Source organism: Oerskovia sp. Root22, from assembly GCF_001429135.1.
In the GTDB taxonomy this organism is placed as follows: domain Bacteria; phylum Actinomycetota; class Actinomycetes; order Actinomycetales; family Cellulomonadaceae; genus Oerskovia; species Oerskovia enterophila.
In genome coordinates this window covers 351624-373635 of sequence record NZ_LMIL01000008.1, presented here as the reverse complement: position 1 = coordinate 373635, position 22012 = coordinate 351624, and the positions used below count along the sequence as shown (strand labels likewise).

At 73.9% G+C, this 22012-nt stretch carries 23 protein-coding genes; 7 read left to right on the top strand and 16 right to left on the bottom strand.

All coding sequences use genetic code 11. From position 1 onward, the window contains the following. Positions 1–2 precede the first annotated feature (2 nt). The 7 genes from nuoE to ASE15_RS10310 all read right to left on the bottom strand — a co-directional run bounded on the left by nuoE (position 3) and on the right by ASE15_RS10310 (position 6393). On the bottom strand, positions 3–866 hold the full coding sequence (gene nuoE, locus ASE15_RS10340; protein WP_056763157.1) for an NADH-quinone oxidoreductase subunit NuoE: 864 nt from the start codon (positions 864–866) through the stop codon (positions 3–5). Continuing rightward, positions 863–2224, bottom strand: a complete 1362-nt coding sequence (locus ASE15_RS10335; RefSeq protein ID WP_056649810.1) for an NADH-quinone oxidoreductase subunit D — start codon at positions 2222–2224, stop codon at positions 863–865. Before ASE15_RS10335 ends, nuoE begins: the two co-directional genes overlap by 4 nt. Further along, positions 2221–2943 (bottom strand): NADH-quinone oxidoreductase subunit C, encoded by a 723-nt coding sequence (locus ASE15_RS10330; RefSeq protein WP_369800585.1) that lies wholly within the window; start codon positions 2941–2943, stop codon positions 2221–2223. Before ASE15_RS10330 ends, ASE15_RS10335 begins: the two co-directional genes overlap by 4 nt. 71 nt (positions 2944–3014) lie before the next feature. Further along, the gene (locus ASE15_RS10325) at positions 3015–3566 is read right to left on the bottom strand and encodes an NADH-quinone oxidoreductase subunit B family protein (RefSeq protein WP_056649804.1); all 552 of its coding nucleotides are present in this window, start codon (positions 3564–3566) and stop codon (positions 3015–3017) included. A gap of 25 nt (positions 3567–3591) precedes the next feature. After that, positions 3592–3954, bottom strand: a complete 363-nt coding sequence (locus ASE15_RS10320) for an NADH-quinone oxidoreductase subunit A (RefSeq protein ID WP_056649801.1) — start codon at positions 3952–3954, stop codon at positions 3592–3594. Between the two features lie 151 nt (positions 3955–4105). Beyond that, complete coding sequence (locus ASE15_RS10315) at positions 4106–5407, bottom strand: geranylgeranyl reductase family protein (RefSeq protein WP_082618380.1); 1302 nt, start codon at positions 5405–5407, stop codon at positions 4106–4108. A gap of 290 nt (positions 5408–5697) precedes the next feature. Continuing rightward, complete coding sequence (locus ASE15_RS10310) at positions 5698–6393, bottom strand: demethylmenaquinone methyltransferase (protein WP_056649794.1); 696 nt, start codon at positions 6391–6393, stop codon at positions 5698–5700. Between the two features lie 32 nt (positions 6394–6425). Between ASE15_RS10310 and ASE15_RS10305 the strand changes: the two genes are divergently transcribed. Together ASE15_RS10305 and ASE15_RS10300 are read left to right on the top strand one after the other, a co-directional pair. Continuing rightward, positions 6426–7838, top strand: a complete 1413-nt coding sequence (locus ASE15_RS10305) for an isochorismate synthase MenF (protein WP_082608815.1) — start codon at positions 6426–6428, stop codon at positions 7836–7838. Between the two features lie 168 nt (positions 7839–8006). Beyond that, the gene (locus ASE15_RS10300; RefSeq protein ID WP_157257544.1) at positions 8007–8540 is read left to right on the top strand and encodes a hypothetical protein; all 534 of its coding nucleotides are present in this window, start codon (positions 8007–8009) and stop codon (positions 8538–8540) included. Positions 8541–8859: 319 nt separating this feature from the next. On the opposite strand, the gene ASE15_RS10295 is transcribed toward ASE15_RS10300, so the two are convergent. From ASE15_RS10295 to ASE15_RS20825, 5 genes are all read right to left on the bottom strand, one after another. Then, complete coding sequence (locus ASE15_RS10295) at positions 8860–10482, bottom strand: S1C family serine protease (protein ID WP_082618362.1); 1623 nt, start codon at positions 10480–10482, stop codon at positions 8860–8862. A gap of 113 nt (positions 10483–10595) precedes the next feature. Beyond that, complete coding sequence (gene menD, locus ASE15_RS10290) at positions 10596–12413, bottom strand: 2-succinyl-5-enolpyruvyl-6-hydroxy-3-cyclohexene-1-carboxylic-acid synthase (RefSeq protein ID WP_056763150.1); 1818 nt, start codon at positions 12411–12413, stop codon at positions 10596–10598. Further along, the gene (locus ASE15_RS10285) at positions 12410–13405 is read right to left on the bottom strand and encodes an o-succinylbenzoate synthase (RefSeq protein ID WP_056763256.1); all 996 of its coding nucleotides are present in this window, start codon (positions 13403–13405) and stop codon (positions 12410–12412) included. The genes menD and ASE15_RS10285 overlap by 4 nt, the downstream gene beginning before the upstream one ends. Positions 13406–13512: 107 nt before the next feature. Continuing rightward, a complete protein-coding gene (locus ASE15_RS10280) occupies positions 13513–14121 on the bottom strand; it encodes a TetR/AcrR family transcriptional regulator (RefSeq protein ID WP_082618361.1) in 609 nt (202 codons plus the stop codon). Next, positions 14121–14261 carry a hypothetical protein gene (locus ASE15_RS20825; RefSeq protein WP_157257542.1) on the bottom strand — a complete coding sequence of 47 codons (141 nt, stop codon included), beginning with the start codon at positions 14259–14261 and terminating at the stop codon, positions 14121–14123. The genes ASE15_RS10280 and ASE15_RS20825 overlap by 1 nt, the downstream gene beginning before the upstream one ends. Positions 14262–14315: 54 nt before the next feature. Between ASE15_RS20825 and ASE15_RS10275 the strand changes: the two genes are divergently transcribed. Continuing rightward, the gene (locus ASE15_RS10275; RefSeq protein WP_056650045.1) at positions 14316–15281 is read left to right on the top strand and encodes a 1,4-dihydroxy-2-naphthoyl-CoA synthase; all 966 of its coding nucleotides are present in this window, start codon (positions 14316–14318) and stop codon (positions 15279–15281) included. Between the two features lie 49 nt (positions 15282–15330). Here the strand turns inward: ASE15_RS10275 and ASE15_RS10270 are convergent, their stop codons facing one another. Further along, entirely contained in the window at positions 15331–15579 is a 249-nt protein-coding gene (locus ASE15_RS10270) for a hypothetical protein (RefSeq protein ID WP_056649781.1), read from the bottom strand. Positions 15580–15753: 174 nt separating this feature from the next. On the opposite strand from ASE15_RS10270, the gene ASE15_RS10265 reads away from it, so the two are divergent. Next, positions 15754–16425, top strand: coding sequence for an alpha/beta hydrolase (locus ASE15_RS10265; RefSeq protein ID WP_082618360.1), 672 nt, complete (start codon positions 15754–15756; stop codon positions 16423–16425). Here the strand turns inward: ASE15_RS10265 and ASE15_RS10260 are convergent. Beyond that, the gene (locus tag ASE15_RS10260; protein WP_235534332.1) at positions 16418–17491 is read right to left on the bottom strand and encodes a DUF3048 domain-containing protein; all 1074 of its coding nucleotides are present in this window, start codon (positions 17489–17491) and stop codon (positions 16418–16420) included. The two genes, ASE15_RS10265 and ASE15_RS10260, sit on opposite strands and share 8 nt — an antisense overlap. A 71-nt stretch (positions 17492–17562) precedes the next feature. Here ASE15_RS10260 and ASE15_RS10255 point away from each other — a divergent pair, with 71 nt between their 5' ends. Both ASE15_RS10255 and ASE15_RS10250 read left to right on the top strand, forming a co-directional pair. Next, positions 17563–18795 carry an AMP-binding protein gene (locus ASE15_RS10255; RefSeq protein WP_056649774.1) on the top strand — a complete coding sequence of 411 codons (1233 nt, stop codon included), beginning with the start codon at positions 17563–17565 and terminating at the stop codon, positions 18793–18795. Positions 18796–18805: 10 nt separating this feature from the next. Further along, positions 18806–19675, top strand: a complete 870-nt coding sequence (locus ASE15_RS10250; RefSeq protein ID WP_056649771.1) for a 1,4-dihydroxy-2-naphthoate polyprenyltransferase — start codon at positions 18806–18808, stop codon at positions 19673–19675. On the opposite strand, the gene ASE15_RS10245 is transcribed toward ASE15_RS10250, so the two are convergent. Beyond that, positions 19672–19974, bottom strand: a complete 303-nt coding sequence (locus ASE15_RS10245) for a DUF4229 domain-containing protein (protein ID WP_056649768.1) — start codon at positions 19972–19974, stop codon at positions 19672–19674. The genes ASE15_RS10250 and ASE15_RS10245 overlap by 4 nt on opposite strands. 134 nt (positions 19975–20108) lie before the next feature. On the opposite strand from ASE15_RS10245, the gene ASE15_RS10240 reads away from it, so the two are divergent. Beyond that, positions 20109–20615 carry a PLD nuclease N-terminal domain-containing protein gene (locus tag ASE15_RS10240; protein ID WP_082608809.1) on the top strand — a complete coding sequence of 169 codons (507 nt, stop codon included), beginning with the start codon at positions 20109–20111 and terminating at the stop codon, positions 20613–20615. Between the two features lie 47 nt (positions 20616–20662). On the opposite strand, the gene ASE15_RS10235 is transcribed toward ASE15_RS10240, so the two are convergent. After that, on the bottom strand, positions 20663–21952 hold the full coding sequence (locus tag ASE15_RS10235; protein ID WP_056649765.1) for an LCP family protein: 1290 nt from the start codon (positions 21950–21952) through the stop codon (positions 20663–20665). Between the last annotated feature and the right edge of the window lie 60 nt (positions 21953–22012).

The window sequence follows — 22012 nt, the reverse complement described above, 5'->3', positions numbered from 1 at the left end:
GCTCACGGCTGCTTCCCCTTCGCGGCGTCGGGCGTGGCCCCCGTGGCGTCGGCGGGCGTGGTGGGCGTGCGCTCGGCGGAGGACTGCTCGTGCCCGACGGCGGAGGCGCCCGCCGCGGTCGTCTCACCCGCGACGGCGGCCGACTCGGGCTCCCGCCCGGTGGCAGGCTCGTCGACCTGGTCCGGAGCCGCCCCGCCCGGTGCGGTCCAGTCGTGATCGCGCGCGAGCCGCAGGCCGGCGAGGGTGGGTTCGCCTGCCCCGACCCCCTCGTCGGCGCGCCCGTCCGAGAACCCGGCGAGCACCCGGCTCATCTGCTTGAAGCTGCACACCGAGGCGGCGCCCCGCGTGGGTGCCACCTGCTCCCCCGCCCGCAGGCGGTCCGCGAGCCGGGTGGCCCCCGCCGGGGTCTGGTTGTCGAAGAACTCCCAGTTGACCATCACGACGGGCGCGTAGTCGCACGCCGCGTTGCACTCGACGCGCTCGAGCGTGATGGCCCCGTCCTCGGTCGTCTCGTCGTGCCCGACCCCCAGGTGCTCGGAGAGCTCGTCGAAGATCTCGTCGCCCCCCATGACCGCGCACAGCGTGTTGGTGCACACCCCCACGGTGTAGGTGCCGTTGGGGTGGCGCTTGTACTGCGTGTAGAAGGTCGCGACGGCCGACACCTCGGCCGCCGTGATGCCGAGCTGCTCGGCGCAGAAGGCGATGCCGTCGCGCGAGACGTACCCGTCCTCCGACTGCACCAGGTGCAGCATGGGCAGCAGCGCCGAGCGCTTCTGCGGGTACCGGGCGATGATCGCCGCGGTGTCCTGCGCGAGGCGCGCGTACGTCGCCTCGTCGTATCCGGACCTGTGAGCCTCGAGCGTCATCGGTCCACCCCTCCCAGCACCGGGTCGAGCGAGGCGACCGCGACGACGACGTCGGCGACCTGGCCGCCCTCGCACATCACGGCGACCGCCTGCAGGTTGTTGAACGAAGGATCACGGAAGTGCGCCCGGTAGGGGCGCGTGCCGCCGTCGGACACCAGGTGCACCCCGAGCTCGCCGCGCGGGTGCTCGACCGACTGGAAGACCTGGCCCACGGGGACCCGGAACCCCTCCGTGACGAGCTTGAAGTGGTGGATCAGGGCCTCCATCGAGGTGCCCATGATCTCCCTGATGTGGTCGAGCGAGTTGCCCATGCCGTCGCTGCCGATCGCGAGCTGGGCGGGCCAGGCGATCTTCTTGTCGCCGACCATGACGGGCTGGCCGGCCGTGGCCTCGAGCCGCTCGAGGCACTGCTCGACGATGCGCAGCGACTGGTAGCACTCCTCGAGCCGCAGCACGACGCGCGAGTAGCAGTCGGCGTCGTCCGAGGTGGGCACGTCGAAGTCGTACGTCTCGTAGCCGCAGTACGGCGCGGCCTTGCGCACGTCGTACGGCAGCCCGGTCGAGCGCAGCACGGGCCCCGTGATCGCGAGCGCCATGCAGCCCGAGAGGTTGAGGTGCCCCACCCCGACCAGGCGGGACTTGAAGATGGGGTTGGCGAGCATGAGGTCGCCGAGCTGGGCGAGGTACCCGCGGATCAGCGGGTCGGCCTTGCGGATCTGGGCCACGACGTCCGGCGGGACGTCCTGGACCACCCCGCCCGGGCGCACGTACGCGTGGTTCATGCGCAGTCCCGTGACGGCCTCGAAGATCCGCAGGATCTCCTCGCGGGCCGTGAACGAGATGGTCATGACCGTGGTCGCGCCCATCTCGTTCCCGCCCGTGCCGAGGCACACGAGGTGGGACGCGATCCGGTTGAGCTCCATCATGAGCACGCGGATGATGCTCGCCCGCTCCGGGATGTCGTCCGTGATGCCGAGGAGCTTCTCGACCGCGAGGCAGTAGGCCGTCTCCTGGAACAGGGGCGCGAGGTAGTCCATGCGGGTGCAGAACGTGACCCCCTGGGTCCACGTCCGGAACTCCATGTTCTTCTCGATGCCCGTGTGGAGGTAGCCCACGCCGCAGCGGGCCTCGGTGACGGTCTCGCCGTCGATCTCGAGCATGAGCCGCAGCACGCCGTGGGTCGACGGGTGCTGGGGGCCCATGTTGACGACGATGCGCTCCTCGCCGAGCTGGGTCGCCTCTGCCGCGATGTCCGCCCAGTCGCCGCCCGAGGCCTCGTAGCTGGGGATCGACGCGTCGAAGTCGCCGTACGGCGCCTTCGTGGCGTGGGGTGTCGCGTGCGGTGTGGTGGGGCTCACGAGTACGACCTCCTCTGGTCCGGCGGGGGCACCGTGGCGCCCTTGTACTCGACCGGGATGCCGCCGAGCGGGTAGTCCTTGCGCTGCGGGTGGCCCGGCCAGTCGTCCGGCATCTCGATGCGGGCCAGGGCCGGGTGGTCGTCGAAGACGATCCCGAAGAAGTCCCACGTCTCGCGCTCGTGCCAGTCGTTGGACGGGTACACCGACGTGGTCGAGGGGATGTGCGGGTGCGCATCGGGCACTGCGACCTCGAGGCGCAGGCTCCGCCCGTGCGTGACCGACGTCAGGTGGTAGACGGCGTGCAGCTCGCGGCCCACGTCGTGGGGGTAGTGCACCCCGCTCACGCCCATGCTCAGCTCGAACCGCAGGTCCTGCTCGTCGCGCAGCGCGCGGGCGACCGTGACGACGTGCAGCGGCCGGACGTGCAGCGTGAGCTCGGCGTGCAGCCCCGGCGGGTCGACGACGACCTGCTCGACGGCGTCCTCGAACCGCACGCCGGCCTCGGCGAGCACCTCCGCCAGGACGTCCACGGCCTCGTCGAACCACCCGCCGTAGGGGCGAGCGCTCGGTCCGGGCAGCACCACGGGGCGCACCAGACCGCCGTAGCCCGAGGTGTCCCCCGAGCCGTGGGCACCGAACATGCCCGTGCGGACCTCGACGACCTCGAGCGGCTCGCGCCCACCCGAGCCCGGTCCCGCCACGAGCTCTTCGCCGGGCACGTCGCCCTGCGCGACCTTCTCCCGCTGGACGGCGTCCGCCGGGCGGCCCGTCGTCCCGTCGTTGGTGCTCGTCACCGCAGCAGCCCCTTCATCTGGAACGTCGGGGTCGCCTCGAGCGCCGCGGCCTCGGCCGCCTTGGCCGCCTCGCGACGGTTCACGCCCAGCGGCTCGGCCTGGATCTGCTCGTGCAGCGCGAGGATCGCGTTGATGAGCATCTCCGGGCGCGGCGGGCAGCCGGGCAGGTAGATGTCGACCGGCACGATGTGGTCGACCCCCTGGACGATCGCGTAGTTGTTGAACATCCCGCCGCTCGACGCGCACACGCCCATCGACAGCACCCACTTGGGCTCGGACATCTGGTCGTAGACCTGGCGCACCACGGGCGCCATCTTCTGGCTCACGCGGCCCGCGACGATCATCAGGTCGGCCTGCCGCGGCGAGGCCCGGAAGACCTCCATGCCGAAGCGGGACAGGTCGAAGCGCGACGCGCCGGCCGCCATCATCTCGATGGCGCAGCACGCCAGGCCGAACGTCACCGGCCACAGCGACGCCTTGCGGAAGTACCCCGCGAGGTTCTCCACGCTCGTGAGCAAGAAGCCCGAGGGAGCCTCTTCGATCCCCATCTGCGTTCTCCCTATCTGGTTCCGGCTAGTCCCACTCGAACCCGCCACGGCGCCATTCGTAGACGAACGGCACCGTGATCAGGGCGAGGAAGCTCAGCATGGCGACGAGGCCGAAGGTGGCCAGGACGGTGAAGTCCACCGCCCACGGGTAGAGGAAGACCACCTCGATGTCGAAGATGATGAAGGTCATCGCGACGAGGTAGTACTTGATCGGGAAGCGCCCTCCGCCGATCGCGTGCGGGGTGGGCTCGATGCCGCACTCGTACGCGTCGAGCTTGGCGCGGTTGTATCTCTTGGGGCCGATCACGGCGCTCGCGGCGACTCCGCCGAGGGCGAGCACGGCTCCGATGCCCATCAGGACGAGCACGGGCACGTAGGGGTTGGTCATCGGTCTGCTCTCCGGGGGGCGCGCTGGGGCATGTCGGGAGTGCTGCCGCCGGGCGTCCGCGCGAAGCTGCGGGCACCCGGGTCTGACGGGGGTAGGGGTGGTGACTGCGTGAACAGCGGTGACGGCCTCTTTGCCGCCTCACCAAGGTTTGTCATGCCGATGGCACCACCCTCGTCAGTCCCGCGATGACCCGGTCGACGACGTCGCCACCACGAGGTTCGTAACAGTCGGACAACAGCTTGAGGACGAAGCGCATGACGAGCGGCCGCGGCAGCCCGTACCTGGTGCACAACCGCATGATCTCGGGGTGCTCGATGAGACGCACGAAGTACCGGCCGAGCGTGTAGTAGCCGCCCAGGTCGCGGCGCATGATCTCGGGGTAGGTCGCGAGCGTGCGCTCGCGCGCCGCGTCGGTACTGCGGGCCCGCGACTGCGCCACGACGTCCGCTGCGACGCGCGCGGCCTGCATCGCGTAGGCGATGCCCTCGCCGTTGAACGGGCTGACCATGCCGCCCGAGTCGCCGACCAGCACCACGCCGCGCGAGTAGAGGGGCTTGCGGTTGAAGCCCATGGGCAGGGCCGCACCGCGGACGGGTCCGGTCTGGTTCTCCGGCGTGAACTCCCACTCGGCGGGCGCGTTGGCCATCCAGCGGGCGAACAGGTCCTTGTAGTCCACGTTCGCGGCCGACTGCCGGGCCGGGGTCGAGTTGACCGAGCCGAGCCCCACGTTCGCGGTGCCGTCGCCGAGCGCGAAGATCCACCCGTAGCCGGGCAGGAGGTTCGACTTCCCTGCCGGCCCGTCCCAGAGCTCGAGGTGGGACTCCATCCAGGCGTCGTCGTGGCGCGGGGTCTTGAAGTAGGTCCGCACCGCGACGCCCATGGGGCGGTCCTCGCGCTTCTCGAGCCCCAGGGCGAGCGCGAAGCGGGACGAGACGCCGTCCGCGGCGATGACGACGGGGGCGCGCAGCTCGTACTCGTCGCCCGCGCGGCGCCCGTTCTCGTCGAGCGGGCGCGCCGTGACACCCACGACGCGGCCCGTGCGCTCGTCGAGCAGGGGGCCCGTCACGTTGGTGCGCTCGAGCAGCTTGGCGCCCGTGCGCTGCGCGTGCTCGGCGAGCGTCTGGTCGAGGTTCATGCGCGAGCGGGCGAGCCCGTAGGACGGGTAGGCCTTGAGCTCGGGCCAGGGCAGCTCCCACGAGCGTCCGCTCGCGACGACGCGCAGGCCCTTGTTGCGGATCCAGCCGTCCTCGGCGCGGGTGGGGACGCCCATGCGCACGAGCTCGCCGACGGCCCGCGGGGTCAGCCCGTCGCCGCAGATCTTGTCGCGCGGGAAGGAGGCCTTCTCGAGGAGGAGGACGTTCAGGCCCGCCGAGGCGCAGTAGTGCGCGGCCGTGGCCCCTGCTGGGCCCGCACCGACGACGATGACGTCCGCGTCATCATTCCTGTCACGCACGTTCTCACCTCGCTCGGCAAGCTCGAACACACCTCGGAAAGCCCCTTGTGAAGTCGCTCACAATGGACATCGCCACTCTAGTCACAGACGCGGGCGGATGTGTAGCAAGGCAACCCTTCCCTGGTGACCGAACCGCCAGGTCAGGCCGCGGACGCCCCGCGCCCCGGCCCGCGCGCACGGGGGGCGACGGCGGAACGGGGCGCGGCAGAGCGAACGACGACGGGCCCGCGCGGGGCACGCCGGCCGGCGCCGCAGCGCGCAGAGCGCGACGGCCCGGCGCAGGGACCCGCTCAGGCGGGGCGCACGGCCCGGTGCAGCGCGACGAGGCCGCCGCTCAGGTTTCGGTAGGCAGCGCCCTCCCACCCGGCGTCGATCATGAGGTGCGCCAGCTCGGGCTGCGCGGGCCAGTCCTGGATCGACTCGACGAGGTACTCGTACGAGCTCTTCTCCTTGGTCACGAGCCCCGCCATGACCGGCAGCATCTTCATGAAGACGCCCGTGTAGAGCGCGCGGAAGGGCTTCCAGGTGGGGCGGGAGAACTCGCAGATGACGACCCGACCCCCCGGGCGTGTCACGCGCAGCATCTCGCGCAGCGCGGCGTCGGTGTCCACGACGTTGCGCAGCCCGAACGAGATGGTCACGGCGTCGAACGACTCGTCGGCGAAGGGCAGCGCCGTGGCGTCCCCCGCGACGAACGGCAGGTCCGGGCGCCGGCGCTTGCCCACCTGGAGCATCCCGACCGAGAAGTCGCACGGCACGACCTCGACGCCCTCGTCCGCGAACGGCTCGCTCGACGTGCCGGTGCCGGCCGCGAGGTCCAGGACGCGCTCGCCCGGCAGGGCCGCGACGGCGTCGACCGTCTGCTTGCGCCACCGCCGGTCCTGCCCCAGCGAGATGACGTCGTTGGTGAGGTCGTAGCGGGAGGCGATCCCGTCGAACATCGAGGCGACCTCGGTGGGCTTCTTGTCCAGGCTTGCTCGCGACATGCGCCCATCGTTTCACGCCTACGCTGGACACGATGACTGCGCACGCTCACCCCCGCAGGGACGCCGACGACCTCGGCGCCCCTCCGGCGGGGTCCCCCCGCCCTGGCTCCACCGACTTCCCGGCCGCACCCCGACTGGTCGTGCGGACGACCCGCCTGCCCGAGGGGCTGCCGGGCGACCTGACGGCCCTGCTCGACCTCCTGCCCGACGCGCGCCCCCTGGCGTGGGTGCGGCGCGGGGACGGGATCGTGGGGTGGGGCGAGGCGCTGCGCCTCGAGGCGTGGGGTCCCGGACGGTTCGCCGACGCCGAGGCGGCCTGGCAGGAGGTCCTGGGCGCCGCCGTCGTGCACGACGACGTGGACGTGCCCGGCTCGGGACTGGTCGCGTTCGGCTCGTTCGCGTTCGACGACACGTCCGGCACGGCCGGGGACGCCCGACCGGGCGGGACGATCGTGGTGCCGCGCGTCGTCGTCGGGCGCCGGGGCGGGCCCGAGGGCACGGCCTGGGTCACGAGCATCACCCAGGGCGACGCCCTGCCCGACGACGTCGCGTCCGTCCTCGACCCGGCCCGCCGCGAGCCCGTGGCCGGGCCCGGCGCGGTCAGGACCGTGGACGGCTCGCTGAGCGCCGAGGACTGGACCGCGGTGGTCGCCGAGGGCGTCGAGCGCATCCGGCGCGGCGACCTCGAGAAGGTCGTGCTCGCACGCGACGTGCTGGCCACGGCCGAGCACCCCGTGGACCCCCGCTGGATGCTCCGCCGCCTCGCGGTGGCCTACGACGCGTGCTGGACCTTCTCGGTGGACGGCATGGTCGGCGCGACCCCCGAGCTGCTCGTGCGCAGCGAGAAGGGGCTCGTGACCTCGCGCGTGCTCGCGGGCACCATCCGCCGCTCGGGCGGCGCCGAGGCGGACGACGACTCGCTGCTGCGCGCCGCGCACCTCGCGCGCTCGTCCAAGGACCTCGAGGAGCACGAGTACGCCGTGGCGTCGGTCGCCGACGCTCTCGCCCCGTTCTGCTCGTCGATGAACGTGCCCGACGCGCCGTTCGTGCTGCACCTGCCCAACGTCCTGCACCTGGCCTCGGACGTCACGGGCGTGCTCGCGGCCGGGGCGGGCGGGTCCCCCGCCCCGACGAGCCTCGCGCTCGCGGCCGCGCTGCACCCGTCGGCCGCCGTGTGCGGGACCCCGACGCTCGCCGCGCGTGACCTCATCCGCGAGATCGAGGGCATGGACCGCGCCCGCTACGCGGCCCCGGTCGGGTGGTTCGGCGCCGACGGCGACGGCGAGTGGGGCATCGCGCTGCGCTCGGCCGAGCTGTCGCCGCAGGACCCGCACCGGGTGCGTCTCTTCGCGGGCTGCGGGATCGTCGCAGCCTCCGACCCGGGAGCCGAGCTCGCCGAGTCCGAGGCCAAGCTCGAGCCCATGCGGTACGCGCTCGGGGGCTGAGCGCGGCCGGTCGACCAACGCGCACACCACCTGTGGCAGAGTCGGAACCCCTCGGCTCTGCTGGTGGTTTTGGTGAGTTACGCGACGTATAGCCCGTTCGACGGACATCTCCGGACAACGCCCAGGTCGGCCTGTTAAATTCGCCCGGTGCCCGATGCGACGATGACGATGACTCTGGATCCCACGCAGCGCGACGTCACCGTGCGCCGCGCCACGACCGCGGACCGCGAGGACCTCTGGCTCCTGGTGCTCCGCCTGCAGCCCGACGCGCCGGACCGGGCGACCTACGACCGCGTGGTCGGGCCCCTGCTGCGGGCGCTCGACACCCTCCTGCTGGTCGCCCAGGACGCCACGGGGGTCGTTGGCTACCTCCTCGCGAGCCAGCGCCTGACCTTCAGCGGGAACGGCGCGGTCGTCGAGATCGACGAGATCGCTCTCGCCCCCGAGGCCGACCAGTGCCTCGTCTCGGCAGAGCTGATCGGCGCGGTCGAGGCGTGGGGCCAGGAGCAGCGCGCGACGCGTGTCACGCTCGCCGACGTCCTGCCCCGCGAGACCGCCGAGGAGCTCGGGTTCGCCACGACCGAGGTCCGCTCCACCAAGGCGCTCGACCTGCTCGACGCCGACCCCGTGCTCACCTCGCCCTGGGACGGTCCGGCCGTGCCCGCGAGCGACGCCGACGAGGCCCTGCCGGTCCGCGACTGACCACGTCGCCCGGGCGTCACCGCCCTCGGGCGATCGAGCGCGTCCGCCCCGGCGGATCCGCCGTCCCGACAGAGCCCGGACACGACAGAGCCCGGACACGACGACGCCCGGTCCGTGCGGAGAACCGCACGTACCGGGCGTCGGTGCCGAGGGGCACCTGCAGGGGAACAGGGCCACGCCTCGGCTCGGTCTCGCCGGTCACGGGGGACGCGTCCCGGCGAGACCGTGAAGGACCGCAGCGGTACCGGCTCACGTCGGTGGGCACAGGGGGGAGGTCCCCACCGGTGCAGCCGGTACCGCCGGGTCCGGCCTGTGGTGCTCAGCCCTGACCGTTGAACCAGTCGAAGGGGTTGGGCACGTTGTTCGGGCTGGTCTGGTCGGACCCGTCCTGACCGTTGCCCGGGAGCTGGCCCGAGCCCGGGAGCTGGCCCGAGCCGTCCTGGCCGCTCGAGCCCTGGTCGGAACCGGAACCCGAGCCGGTGCTCTCCTCGGTCGGCTTGGCGGCGAGCGTCACGTCGACGTCGATCGCCTTGCCGTCGCGGACGACCGTGAGCTTCACGACGTCGCCGGTCGCACGCTCGCGCACGAACCCGGTCAGGGACTCGGCACCGCTCACGGCGGTGTCGTCGATCGCGACGATCACGTCACCGACCTCGAGCCCGGCCTCCGCGGCCGGGGAGCCCTCGGAGACCTGCTTGACCTCGGCGCCACGGCGCGTGACGCCGTCGGCCGTCGCGGTCGCATCGGTCATGCTCACGCCCAGGAACGCGTGCTCGGCCGTGCCGCTCTCGATGAGCTGCGCGCTGATGTTCTTCGCGAGGTTCACCGGGATGGCGAAGCCCAGGCCGATCGATCCGGACTGGCTCGACGTCGTCGCGATCGACGAGGTGATGCCGATGACCTCGCCCTGCGCGTTGAACAGCGGGCCACCGGAGTTGCCCGGGTTGATCGCGGCGTCGATCTGGATCGCGTTGGTGACCACGGTGCTGCCACCGTCGGCACCCGACGCGGCGACCGGGCGGTCGAGCGCGGAGACGATGCCCGTCGTGGCGGTGTTCGCGAGGCCCAGCGGGTTCCCGACGGCCAGGACGGACTCGCCGACCGTGACGTCGTCGGAGTCGCCGAACGACGCGGGCGTGAGGTTGCTCGGCGGGTCGACCAGCTTGACGACCGCGAGGTCGGTCGTCGGGTCGAGCCCGACGATCTTGGCCTCGTAGAGGCGTCCGTCGCTCAGCGTCACCTGGACGGTGTCGCCCTGGGCGCCCTCGACGACGTGGTTGTTGGTCAGGACGTGACCCTCGGTGTCGATCACGACACCCGAGCCCTCGCCACCGCCCGAGGCCGTGGTGACCTGGATCGAGACGACGGACGGCGCGACGGCGCTCGTCACGGCCTGCCAGTCCGGGTTCTCCGACGTCGAGTTCGCCACGGGGACCGTGGTGTTCTCCTTGTTCTCGCCGACCGAGGCCAGCGAGCTGGGCGCGGAGCCCGACCCGTCGAGGACGCTGAGCAGGCCGGCGGTCCCGGCGCTCGCGAGGACGGCCGCCGCGGCGGCCGCGCCGACCACGGGGATCCAGGTCCTGTTCTTCTTCGGGGCGGCCGGTGCTGCCTCGGTCGCGACCGGGGCGGGCGGCATGCCTGCCGCGGAGTACGCGGTGCTCGTGGGCGCACCGTACGGGGCGTGCGTCCCGTGGGGCGTGTGCTGGGCCGGGGCCGGCTGCGCGGGTGCCACGTGCGGCGCCGGCGGCGCGGGCACGGGGGCCGGGTGCGGCGCGGCGAACTGCTGCGTGGGCTGCGCCTGCGGGGCCGGAGACTGCGGGGCGGCGGGCGCCTCGGGCGTCACGGGAAGCTGCTGCGTGGCCTGCGCCTCGATGCGCTGCGTGTCGCCGTCGCGGGGGGCCTCGGGCTGGGGGACGTTCGACTGCGGGGTGTTCTCGGTCATGGGGTGTTCCCTCCTCGTTCTGTCTGAGGACTACTTCACACCCGGGCGCTGAAACACTGCTTGAACGTTCCTGTGAGTTCGCTGCGAGTTCCTGACGACGGCTGGGAGACCTCTCAGGCGCCCTCGGACGGCGCCGCGCCACCCGGCACGAGCTCCGGCGGCACGGCCCGCAGGACCGCGTCCCGCACGTCGGCAGCGAGACGGGAGCCCTCGGTCCGGCGCGCACCGCGCCCGACGCGGACCTCGAGCACCTCGACGCCCCGGGGCCGTCCCGCGAGCGCCTCGCGCAGCCCCTCGACGTCGGTCAGGAGCCGGTGCCGCACGCCGTAGCCCGCGCACAGCGCCGCGAGGTCGGCCCCGTGCGGCGTCGCGAAGACCCGCTCGAACGCACGGCTCGTCGACGGTTCCTGCTCCGCGAGCGCCCCGTACTCGAGGGTCGCGAAGATCGAGCCGCCGTCGTCGTTGACGACGACGACCTGGAGGTCCGCGGCCGGTTCGAGGGGCCCCCGCAGGAGCCCGCCCGCGTCGTGCAGGAACGTGAGGTCGCCGACGAGCACGCGCGTGCGGCGCCCCGAGCGCGCCGCGACGTGGGCGACGCCGGTCGCGGTCGAGACCGTCCCGTCGATGCCCGCGAGGCCCCGGTTGGCCAGCACGAGCGGCGAGGCTCCCCAGTCGGCGACCAGGTCCAGGTCACGCACGGGGTTGCTCGAGCCGACCACGAGCACGTCGCCCGGCCCGCTCGCCTCGGCGACGGCCGCTGCCACGGCGAGCGCCGTCGTCGGGCCGGGGGCCGCGGCGCTCGCGGCGACGACCTTGCGCGCCGCCTCGCCCGCGCCGCGCCACGCGTCGAGCCAGGCACGGTCCCCCACGGGCTCGGTCCACCACCCGGCCGGGACGCCGGGCAGGACGACGTCCGCCGCCCGGGCGGCGTCGGGCCAGGGTGCCGCGCCGGGCGCGACCACGAGCACCTCGACGTCCTCGCGCGCGAGGAGCTGCTGGACCGGCCGCGAGAGCGTCGGGCGCCCCATGACGACGACGCGCTCGACACGACCGCCGAGCACACCCAGGACGAGCCGGTGCGCCGCGACCGCGTGCGTCCCGGCCGCGGCCCCGGACGAGGCCTCGGCGAGCAGCGGCCAGCCGCGCGCCTCGGCGAGGCGCCGTGCGTCGTCCCCTGCCCCGTCCCCGGCGACGAGCACGGTCGCGGGGCCTGGATCGAGCGGATACGGCCCGACGACGTCGCTCACCTCCCCGACGAACGTCCGGAGCGCGTCGGCCCGGGTCTCGCCCGGCACCTCCCCCGGCCCTGCTGACAGCAGCGCTGCGAGCTCCGCGGGGGGCGCGAGGGGCTCGCGGAACGCGACGTTCAGGTGGACCGGGCCGGGGTACAGCGAGCGGGTCCCGCGCGCGGCCGCGAGCGCCCGCACCAGGACGGAGCGGAGGTCGCGGGCCTCGCCCGGGCGTCCGTCGGGGGCCGGGACGTCGACCGCGTGGCGCACCGCTCCCCCGTAGAGACCGACCTGGTCGGTCGTCTGGTTGGCACCGGTGCCGCGCAGCTCGTGCGGGCGGTCGGCCGTGACCAGGACGAGAGGCACCCCGGTGTGGTGGGCCTCGAGCACCGCGGGGTGGAGGTTGGCGGCCGCGGTGCCCGACGTCGTCACCACGGCCACGGGGCGCAGGCGGTCCGGACCCTCGGTGATGGCCGAGCCGCGCGAGAGGCCGAGCGCGAGGAAGGCCGCGGTGCGCTCGTCGATCCGCACGTGCAGGGTCAGCCGTCCGGCAGCGTCGGCCGCGGCGAGCGCGTACGCGAGCGCCGCGCTGCGCGATCCGGGGGACAGCACCACGTCCGTCACCCCGTCGGCGACCAGGCCCTCGACGATCTGCCGCGCCGCAGCCAGGGCGGGCGGGAGGACAGGGCGGTCGCCGCTCACGCTGCGGCCCCGTCGAGGAGGGCGCCGACGCGCTCGTACCGAGCAGTCCACCGTGCCCCGGTGGCGGGGTCGGCAGCGGCGCGGGCGAGCGCCCGGGTCGAGGGCTCGGGGCGCCGTACGGCGATCTGCCCGCCCACGGGCAGGAGCGGCTCGTCGACCACGTCGTGGGCCAGGAGCTGGGACGTCGCGAGGCCGCACGCGTACGGCAGGTCCGGCAGGGCGGCCGCGAGCGCGAGGCCCGCCGCGAGGCCCACCGAGCTCTCGAGGGCCGAGGACACGACGACGGGGAGGCCGACCTGCTCGGCGAGGTCGAGGCAGGCCCTGACCCCTCCGAGCGGCTGGACCTTGAGGACCACGACGTCCGCGGCCTCGGCACGCAGGACCTCGAAGGGGTCCTCGGCACGGCGGATCGACTCGTCGGCCGCGACCAGGACGGAGACCGCACGCCGTACGGCCGCGAGCTCGGGGACGCTCGCGCAGGGCTGCTCGACGTACTCGAGGCCGCCGGCCGCCCGGTCGAGGAGCGGGATCCGGTGCAGGGCCTCGTCGAGCGTCCAGGCCCCGTTGGCGTCGACGCGGATCCGGCCGCCCGGGCCGAGCGCGTCGCGGACGGCCTCGAGTCGCGCGATCTCGTGGTCGACGGGCTCGACCCGACCGTCGGGGCCTCGCTGGGCGACCTTGACCTTGGCGGTCCGGCAGCCGTCGGACGCCAGGACGATCCCGTGCGCGCGCTGCGGGTCGGTCGCGGGCACCGTGACGTTGACGGGCACGCTCGACCGCACCGGCGCGGGCCACCCGAGGTGCGCGGCCTCCCGGGCCGCACGCAACCACGCGGCGGACTCGGCGTCGTCGTACTCCCAGAAGGGCGAGAACTCGGCCCACCCGGCCTCTCCTCGCACGAGCAGCCCGTCCCGGACGTCCAGGCCCCGGAATCGGGTGCGCAGGGGCGTGGACCAGGCGACGAGCGGCGGGAGAGGAGGCGTGGGGGGCACGGTCACAGGTTATCTCCGGAGGCCGCCCCGGGCCGTCCGGTGGTGCCCCAGGGCCACGGAGGCACCGGAGGCCCGTCATCCCTGGGGCCCGACCGCGGGCGGACGGGTCAGGCGCCCCCGAGCAGCTCGGTCACGCACTCGACCGCGAGGTCGCGGACGGCACGGCCCTCGCACAGCGCGGTCACCGCGGCACCGTCCACCACCGCGATCAGCAGGACCGCGGAGAACCGCGCGCCGAGCTGGGCGAGCAGCTCGTCGATCACGACGTCGAGCTCCCCCCGTCCCTGCGCGAACGCGGCGGCCAGGACGGGGCTGCGCCCCGCGCTCACGACGTGCTCGTAGAAGCCGAGGAGCTCGCCGTGGTCCCCCGGGGGCAGCACCGCGTCGACGAGCAGCAGGGCACGCGAGCGCGTGCTCAGGGTCTCGACGCCGCCCTCGGCGACCAGTTCGGTCACCGAGTGGCCGATCGCCTGGGCCCGCTCGGCCCAGCCACGGACGATCTGCTCGCCCGCCGCACCGAGCAGGTCGTCGAGCCCCGTGAAGTAGTAGGTCGTCGCGGCGAGCGGGACGTCGGCCTGGGCGGCCACCGAACGGTGCGTCACGGCCGCGGGGCCGTCCCGCAGGATGAGCTCGGCCGCGGCCGAGACGATGCGGTCGCGTCGCTGGGTGCCGCGGGCCTGCCTGCGGGGGACGTGCTTCTCGGACTCTGGAGCCATCAGGGACTTCCTCCGGACAGGTTGAGGCCGTCGGTCCCGCGCGCGGCGGGGACCAGCGGCAGGATCTTGAGCACAGACGTGGCTTCACCGAAGTACACGATCGCGAGCACCGCCGTCAAGATCTCGCCGATCCCACCCACACACCGTAGGCCACACCGACGGTCGCCGACTCCCGGGCGGCTAGGGTGGCCGTCGTGAGCAGCATCCCCGCACAGGTGTCCGAGACGTTCGATCCCCAGGCCTGGCGCACCGTCGCCGGCTTCGAGGGACTCACCGACATCACCTACCACCGTGGCGTCGAACGCGGCCTGGTCGACGGTGAGCCGCGCGAGCGCGACCTCCCGGTCGTCCGCGTCGCGTTCGACCGGCCCGAGGTCCGCAACGCGTTCCGCCCCCACACGGTCGACGAGCTCTACCGGGTGCTCGACCACGCGCGCATGACCTCCGACGTCGGGACGGTCCTGCTCACGGGCAACGGCCCCTCGGCCAAGGACGGCGGCTGGGCGTTCTGCTCGGGCGGCGACCAGCGCATCCGCGGGCGCGACGGCTACCGGTACACGACGAGCGAGGACGCCCAGACGGCCGACGCGATCGACCCCGCCAAGGCCGGGCGGCTCCACATCCTCGAGGTCCAGCGCCTCATCCGGACCATGCCCAAGGTCGTCATCGCCGTGGTCAACGGGTGGGCCGCCGGGGGCGGGCACTCGCTGCACGTGGTCGCGGACCTGTCGATCGCGAGCCGCGAGCACGCGCGGTTCAAGCAGACCGACGCCAACGTGGGCTCGTTCGACGCGGGCTACGGATCGGCGCTCTTCGCCCGGCAGGTCGGGCAGAAGCGTGCCCGTGAGGTCTTCTTCCTCGCCCGCGAGTACTCGGCCCAGGACGCCTACGAGTGGGGCGCCGTGAACGAGGTCGCGGACCACGCCGACCTCGAGAGGCTCGCGCTCGAGCACGCGCGGATCATCGCGACCAAGTCGCCCCAGGCGATCCGCATGCTCAAGTTCGCGTTCAACCTGGCCGACGACGGGCTGGCGGGCCAGCAGGTCTTCGCCGGGGAGGCCACGCGGCTCGCGTACATGACCGACGAGGCCGTCGAGGGGCGCGACGCGTTCCTCGAGCGCCGCGACCCGCAGTGGGACGACTTCCCGTACTACTTCTGACGGGCGCCGGCGGTCTGACGGGCGCCGGCGCGGCGCGCTGCGCGCCGCGTCAGCCCGTGATGAAGCCGCTCAGCAGCCCGACGATCCCGCGGCCGGCGAACGCCGCGGTGACGGCCAGGCCGAACAGCAGGACGATCGACGCGACGACGGGGCCGATCGACCCGGCCGGCCGCGCGCCGTCCTCGTCGTCGTCCTCCTCGGCACGCAGCACGGGCCGGGCGGGGGCGATCGAGGGCGGGAACGGGGTGGCCGTGGACGTGGGCTCGAACGGGCTCTGGGTGGGGTTGATCGTTGCCATGCCTCTACGTTCCCGTGGGGAGGGGTGCAGGCACATCGGTCCAGCGGCTCGACCTGCGCACCCGGTGGTCCACCTCAGGGGTGAGCGGGTCGTCCTCCCCGAGGAGGAGGTACCACGGACCGTCCTCCTCGAACCGTCCGGAACATCGCTCCGACCTGCGGTGTTGCTCCGGGCATGACTCCTCGCACCGACGCCGTTGCCTCCACGCGCCCGCCCGTCCGGGAACCGGCACCCAGCACGAGACCGGCTCCCCCGGCGACCAGGATCGTGGTGGTGCACGGCCTGGGCGCGACGGCCGACAGCCACTGGTTCGGCGCGCTCCAGGAGCGTTACACGCCGTACGGGATCGAGGTCCTGGTCCCGGACCTGCCCGACTCGCAGGCTCCGGACCTCGACACGTGGCTCTCGCGGCTCGCCGAGGTGGTCGGGACGATCGACGAGCGCACCGTCCTGGTGGGCCACAGCCTCGGCTGCGTCAGCATCCTCCAGCATCTCGCCGCCCGCGACGACGACTGGCGGCTCGGCGGTCTCGCGCTCGTGGCCGGCTTCGTGGAGCAGGTCCCCGGGATCCCCGAGGTCGACCACTTCGTCGCCCGCGAGACCGACCCGGCGAGGATCGCTGCCCGCACCGCGCGCCGGCTCGTCCTGAGCGCCGACGACGACCCCGTGGTCCCCCGATGGCTGACGGAGGACCTCGCACGGCTCCTCGACGCCGACCTGACCGTGGTCGACGGCGCCGGGCACTTCCTCGCGCGCGGGGGCTTCGACCGGCTCGAGGTGCTCGAGTCGGTGCTCGACGGGTGGACGCTCACCGGCCCTGAGGCCGGCCCGCAACCAGTCAGCTGACCGTCCAGCTCCCGCCCTCGCGCGGGACGAGCTCGACCCAGGTGACGCCCTGCTCGAGGAGGACGGGCTCGCCGTCGGGCCCCGTGAGGACGAGCGGCTCGTCGACCGACTCCTGCGACCACGTCACGGCGACGTGCTTCCCAGCACTGGCCACGAGCCCCTCGCCCGAGCCCACCAGCAGCGTCTCCGGCACGGGCGTCCCGGCCGGGTCCTTGAACTGCGTGTCGCGGACCTCGACGCCGAGCACCACGACGTTCTGCGCCGAGAGCCGCGCGCCGTCGGACGAAACGGCCGGCGTGGTCCCCTCGTTGCGCAGGAAGGCCGCCTGCTCGGCGTCCCAGACCCACTGGGCCCGGCTCGCGAACGTGAGCGTCACGTCGAGCAGGCTCAGCGGCGCGCCCGTCGTGGTCGCGGTGCCCTGGCCCGGGACCCGGACGTGCCGGAGCTGGGTCGGAGGCGCCGCGCGGTCGTCCCCGGCCTGCGCCCAGAAGTCGGCCGGCGTCCCGAACAGGTTGTGCGGGGCCCGCTTGCCCTTCTTGAGGAAGAACCCGTCGTCGCCCTCGTCGTGCACGATCGTCTGGATGCCGGCATCGCGGACGGCTTCCACGAACGGGGGCTGCCCACCGCTGAAGGCGAGCACGCCGTGCGTCGGCCCGACGATGGCCGGGTCCATGGGACGCACCGAGCGGACGGGACCGACCGTCTCCGGGGACTGTGAGTGGTAGACCGCCACGAACCGCGTGATGCCGCCCTCGACGACCTCCTCCCACACCATGTCGGCCTGCTCGAGGCCGGTCTGGGGACGCGCCTGCGGCAGGTTCTCGATCTTGACGGCGAGCGCCGGACGGTCGTCGACCGCATCGGAGGGGACACCGGTGAGGGGCCAGGCGGGCGGGACCGCCGGGTCGGGCGGGCCCGCCTTGTCCGACTCGACGGCCGCCGGGACCGTGCTGGTCGGGGCGTCCGTGGGACCGCCGCTGCACGCCGCGAGCACGAGCGCGCTCACGATCAGCGCCCCGGCCCGCCCGAGGTCCCGTCCGACGCGCCCTGGTGCCCCTGCCGTCACGGTTGCCTGCCCTTCGTCGTGCTCCGGTCCACGGTTCCTCGTCACCCTACGACCGGATCTACGCTGGACGGATGTCACGCGCCGATGGTCCCCCTGACGCCCTCGCCCTGCGTGCGGCGGTCGCCGACGCCCTCGCCGGGCGCGGTCCCGCGGTCGCCCCGGCGCCGCTCGCCTTCACCGGACCGCTGCCCGAGGGCACGGCCCTGGTGCTGCAGACCTCGGGCTCGACGGGACTGCCGCGCGAGGTCGCCCTGAGCGCGAGCGCGCTCGTCGCCTCGGCGCGCGCCACGCACGAGCGTCTCGGAGGGGACGCGCAGTGGTTGCTCGCCCTGCCGCCGACGCACGTCGCGGGGCTCCAGGTGGTCCTGCGCTCCGTGGTCGCCGGGACCCCGCTCGTGACCGCCGACCTCGACGCTCCGTTCTCGCCCGCGGGCTTCGCCGCGGACGCCGCGCGCATGGACGGCGAGCGGCGCTACGTCTCGCTCGTCCCGACCCAGCTCCACCGCCTCGTGCACGCCCAGGGGACCGCGGACGGCGAGGCCGCGCTCGCCGCGCTGCGCTCGTTCGACGCGATCCTGCTCGGCGGGGCCGCGGCCCCGCCCGCGCTGCTGGCCGGGGCCCGCGCGGCAGGGGCCAGGGTCGTGACGACCTACGGGATGACGGAGACCTGCGGGGGCTGCGTGTACGACGGCGTCCCGCTCGCGGGCGTGCGGGTGCGGGTCGTCGAGCGCTCGTCCGGGCAGGTCCTGCCCCCGGGGGACGCGGGGGTCGTCGAGATCGGCGGGCCCGTCCTCGCGACGGGCTACCTCGGTGACGAGGCGCTCACGGCCGAGGCGTTCCGGCGCGACCCCGACGGCTCGCGCTGGCTGCGCACCAACGACCTGGGCTCGCTCTCCCCGGACGGATCGCTCACGGTCCACGGCCGGGCCGACGACGTCGTGGTCTCGGGCGGGGTCAACGTCGCCCCGGCCGCGGTCGAGGCCGTGCTGGCCGGTGCGCTCTCGGGCGAGGACGGGATCGGCGAGGTGTGCGTGGTCGGGATCCCCGACCCCGAGTGGGGGCAGGCGGTCGTCGCGGTCGTGACCCGCGGAGGCTCGCCCCGTGCGACTCCTGGCCCCGAGGGCGAGCCCGACGCCGAGCTGCTGACCCGGGCCCGGCACGCGGTCGCGACTACGCTGGGACCGCCCGCCGCACCGCGGTACCTGCTCGTCGTGGACGACCTGCCGCGACGAGGCCCGGGCAAGATCGACCGGGCGGCCGTGTCCGCGCTCGCCGCCCGCACCGCACCTCGCACCACCCACTGATCGGAGCACCATGGCCACCTCTGCCGAATGGGTCGCGGGCGCGCGCCTGCGCACCCTCCCCGCGGCGGCCGCACCCGTCCTCGTCGGCTCCGGAGCCGCGGCGCAGATCGACGCGTTCGCGTTCTGGCCCGCGCTGCTCGCGCTGGGCGTCGCGCTCGCGCTGCAGGTCGGCGTGAACTACGCGAACGACTACTCGGACGGGGTGCGCGGCACGGACGTCGACCGCGTGGGCCCCATGCGGTTGACCGCGTCGGGGGCCGCGCTCGCCTCGCAGGTCCGCAACGCGGCCTTCGTGTGCTTCGGCGTGGCAGCGGTCCTCGGTCTGGGGCTCGTGGCCCTCACGGGCCACTGGTGGCTGCTGGCCGTGGGAGCCGTCGCGATCGCCGCCGCCTGGTTCTACACGGGAGGCAAGAACCCCTACGGCTACCGCGGTCTCGGCGAGGTCGGGGTCTTCGTGTTCTTCGGGCTCGTCGCGGTCCTCGGGACCACCTACACGCAGGCCGGCCGCATCACCTGGGTCGCGGGCGTGGGCGCCGTGGCCGTGGGCCTGCTCGCGTGCGCGCTGCTCATGATCAACAACGTCCGTGACATCCCCACCGACGTGCTCGCCGGGAAGCGGACCGTGGCCGTGCGCCTCGGGGACTTCCGGGCGCGGCGCGCCTACGTCGCGATGATCTGGGTGCCGATCCTGCTGGCCGTGGTGTGCGCGTTCGCCGCGCCGTGGTCCTTGCTGGTGCTGCTCCTGCTGCTGCCCGCGGTGCTGCTGACCCTCCCGGTGCTCGCCGGGGCGCGCGGCCCCCTGCTGGTCCCCGTCCTCGCGGGCACGGGCATGTTCGAGCTCGGGTACGGGGTGCTGCTGGGCCTGGGGCTCGCGCTCTAGCCGTCCGTCCGACGGGCGTGCGTCTCGTCGGAGGCCGCGTCGACCGCGGCGTCCTCGAACGCGGCGTCGTCCTCGACCGCCCGCGAGAACTGCTCACCCGTCGCCCGCCTGTGTGCGGCGCGGTCCGCGAGGTACTGCGCAGCGCGCTCGCGCGGGCCCCGCAGCGTCAGGTAGGAGACCAGCAGGGCGAGCACGGCCGCGAGGACCGCGCACACGACCCAGTGGCCGAGGCCGAAGGCGTAGAGCACGACGAAGAGCACCCCGAAGATCGCGAGGCGCAGGGCGGAGTAGATGACCATGGGCACCCCTCCAGGGTAGGCGCCCAGAGGAGCCCGGGGCGACACGCCCCGGTGTGCACGAGCACCGCTCCCGCCCCGACCCCCGAAGGTCGCAGGCTGGACACGTCCTCGCCTCGGACGCATAGGCTGGGGGCATGTCCCGCGTCCTGCTGACCCTGCTCGCCGTAGGCCTCGCGGTCTACGCCCTCTCCGACTGCGCCACGAGCGCCGAGGACGACCGGAGCGGGATCCCCAAGGGGCTGTGGATCGTGATGATCATCTTCCTGCCGTTCGTCGGTCCGCTCGCCTGGATCCTGGTCTCCCGGACGCAGCGCTCGCGTCATGCCGCCGCGGGCGGGGCCGGCTCGCCCCGCCGCCCGTCGACCGGAGGCGCACGGCGCCGCAGCAGCGGACCGGTGGCTCCTGACGACGACCCGGACTTCCTGTGGAAGCTCGAGCAGCAGCGACGTCGCGAGGCACGCGACGAAGGGTCGACGTCGGGCTCGGGGACCGCTCCCGGCACGGCTCCCGGTCATGCCCCCGGTGCTGCCGACCACGAGGACGAGCGGGAGCAGGAGCCGCGGTCCCCGGGCAAGGGCTCGACGGGCGAGACGGACAGCGCGCCGGACGCGCCGTCGTCGGGCAGCAACGACCCGTCCTAGCAAGGAACCGGACCGCACCGGCTACGTCACCAGGAGCCGCACCGTGCTCAGCACGTCTCCTGGGCGTCGGCCGACGTGATCGCCTCGCCCGGCAGCCGGTCGGCGAGCGGGTCGACCGGCGCCTCGGGCGTCGTCGTCGCGGCGTCGACGGGAGGCACCGTGGCCGAGTCCGGGGTCTGCGGTTCGACGGCCGCGTCGGGGACGATCGGCTCGTCGGCGGCCAGCCGGGCCCACACGTCTGCGGCCTCGTCGCTCAGGACGACACGAGCAGGGTTGGACGGCTGGGGACCCGACGGGATCGTCAGGAACGTGACCGCGTCCGCGCGCACCGAGCGCAGCGAGAACGCGAGCCCCTTGAGGTCCACACCCCCGCTGATCGTGAGCGAGCTCGTCGCGGCGTCCAGGAACCTGATCAGGCTCGGGAGGTCGGTCAGGACGTTCTTGCCCAGCACGGACTTCGTGAGCGCCGCGAGCAACGCCTGCTGACGTCCCATCCGGTAGGTGTCCGAGCCGTCGCTCAGCCCGTGCCGTGCTCGTGCGAGGGCGAGCGCCTCGGGCCCCGACAGGACGTGGTCTCCCGCGGTGAGGTGCAGGTTCGCGTCCTCGTCGTCCATGTCCTCGGGGATGCAGATGGGCACGCCGCCGAGCGCGTCCACCATGCTCTGGAACCCCGCGAAGTCGACGACCAGGAACCCGTCGGTCCGCACCCCGCTGATCTGCTCGACGGTCATCTGCGTGCAGGTCGCGGCCGAGGCGAGGTCCTGGCCCGCGTTCCAACCGCGAGAGAACGCCGAGTTGAAGATCGACCAGGAGGACGGCTCGGTCGTCCCCCCGCCCGTGACCGTGCACGCGGGGATCGGGATCATCAGGTCGCGCGGGACCGAGACGAGCTCGACGCGCGACCGGTCGGCCGAGACGTGCAGCAGCATCGTCGTGTCCGAGCGCATACCGGCCTCGGCCCCGCCGATCGCCTCGTTCACCCCGGACCGGTCGTCCGAGCCGATGAGGACGAGGTTCACGGGCAGCCCGGCGAGGGGGTCCTCGGGGTCCGGGGTCGCGACAGGCGGGCGGGACGCCTCGGGTGCGACGAGCTCCTCGGTGTCCACCTGGTCGACGTTCGCGAGCGACTTCACGACGAGCGCCGTGGCTCCCGAGGCTCCGAAGGCCAGGACGGCTGTCGTCACGAGCCCGAGGACGCGCAGCACCCGGTGCTCCCGTCGCGCCGCTGCGTGACGTACCTGCCCGCGCCAGGGGACGTCGCCGTGGAGCGGCTCCGGGCCCGCACCGGCCCTGCGGTCGCCCTCGGGCCACGTCCCCCCGCCACGTTCGCTGGTCACGAGCGCCGACTCTAGCGACGGTGCCCGCAGGGCGCTCGTTCACCGCGGGGCGAGCCCGTC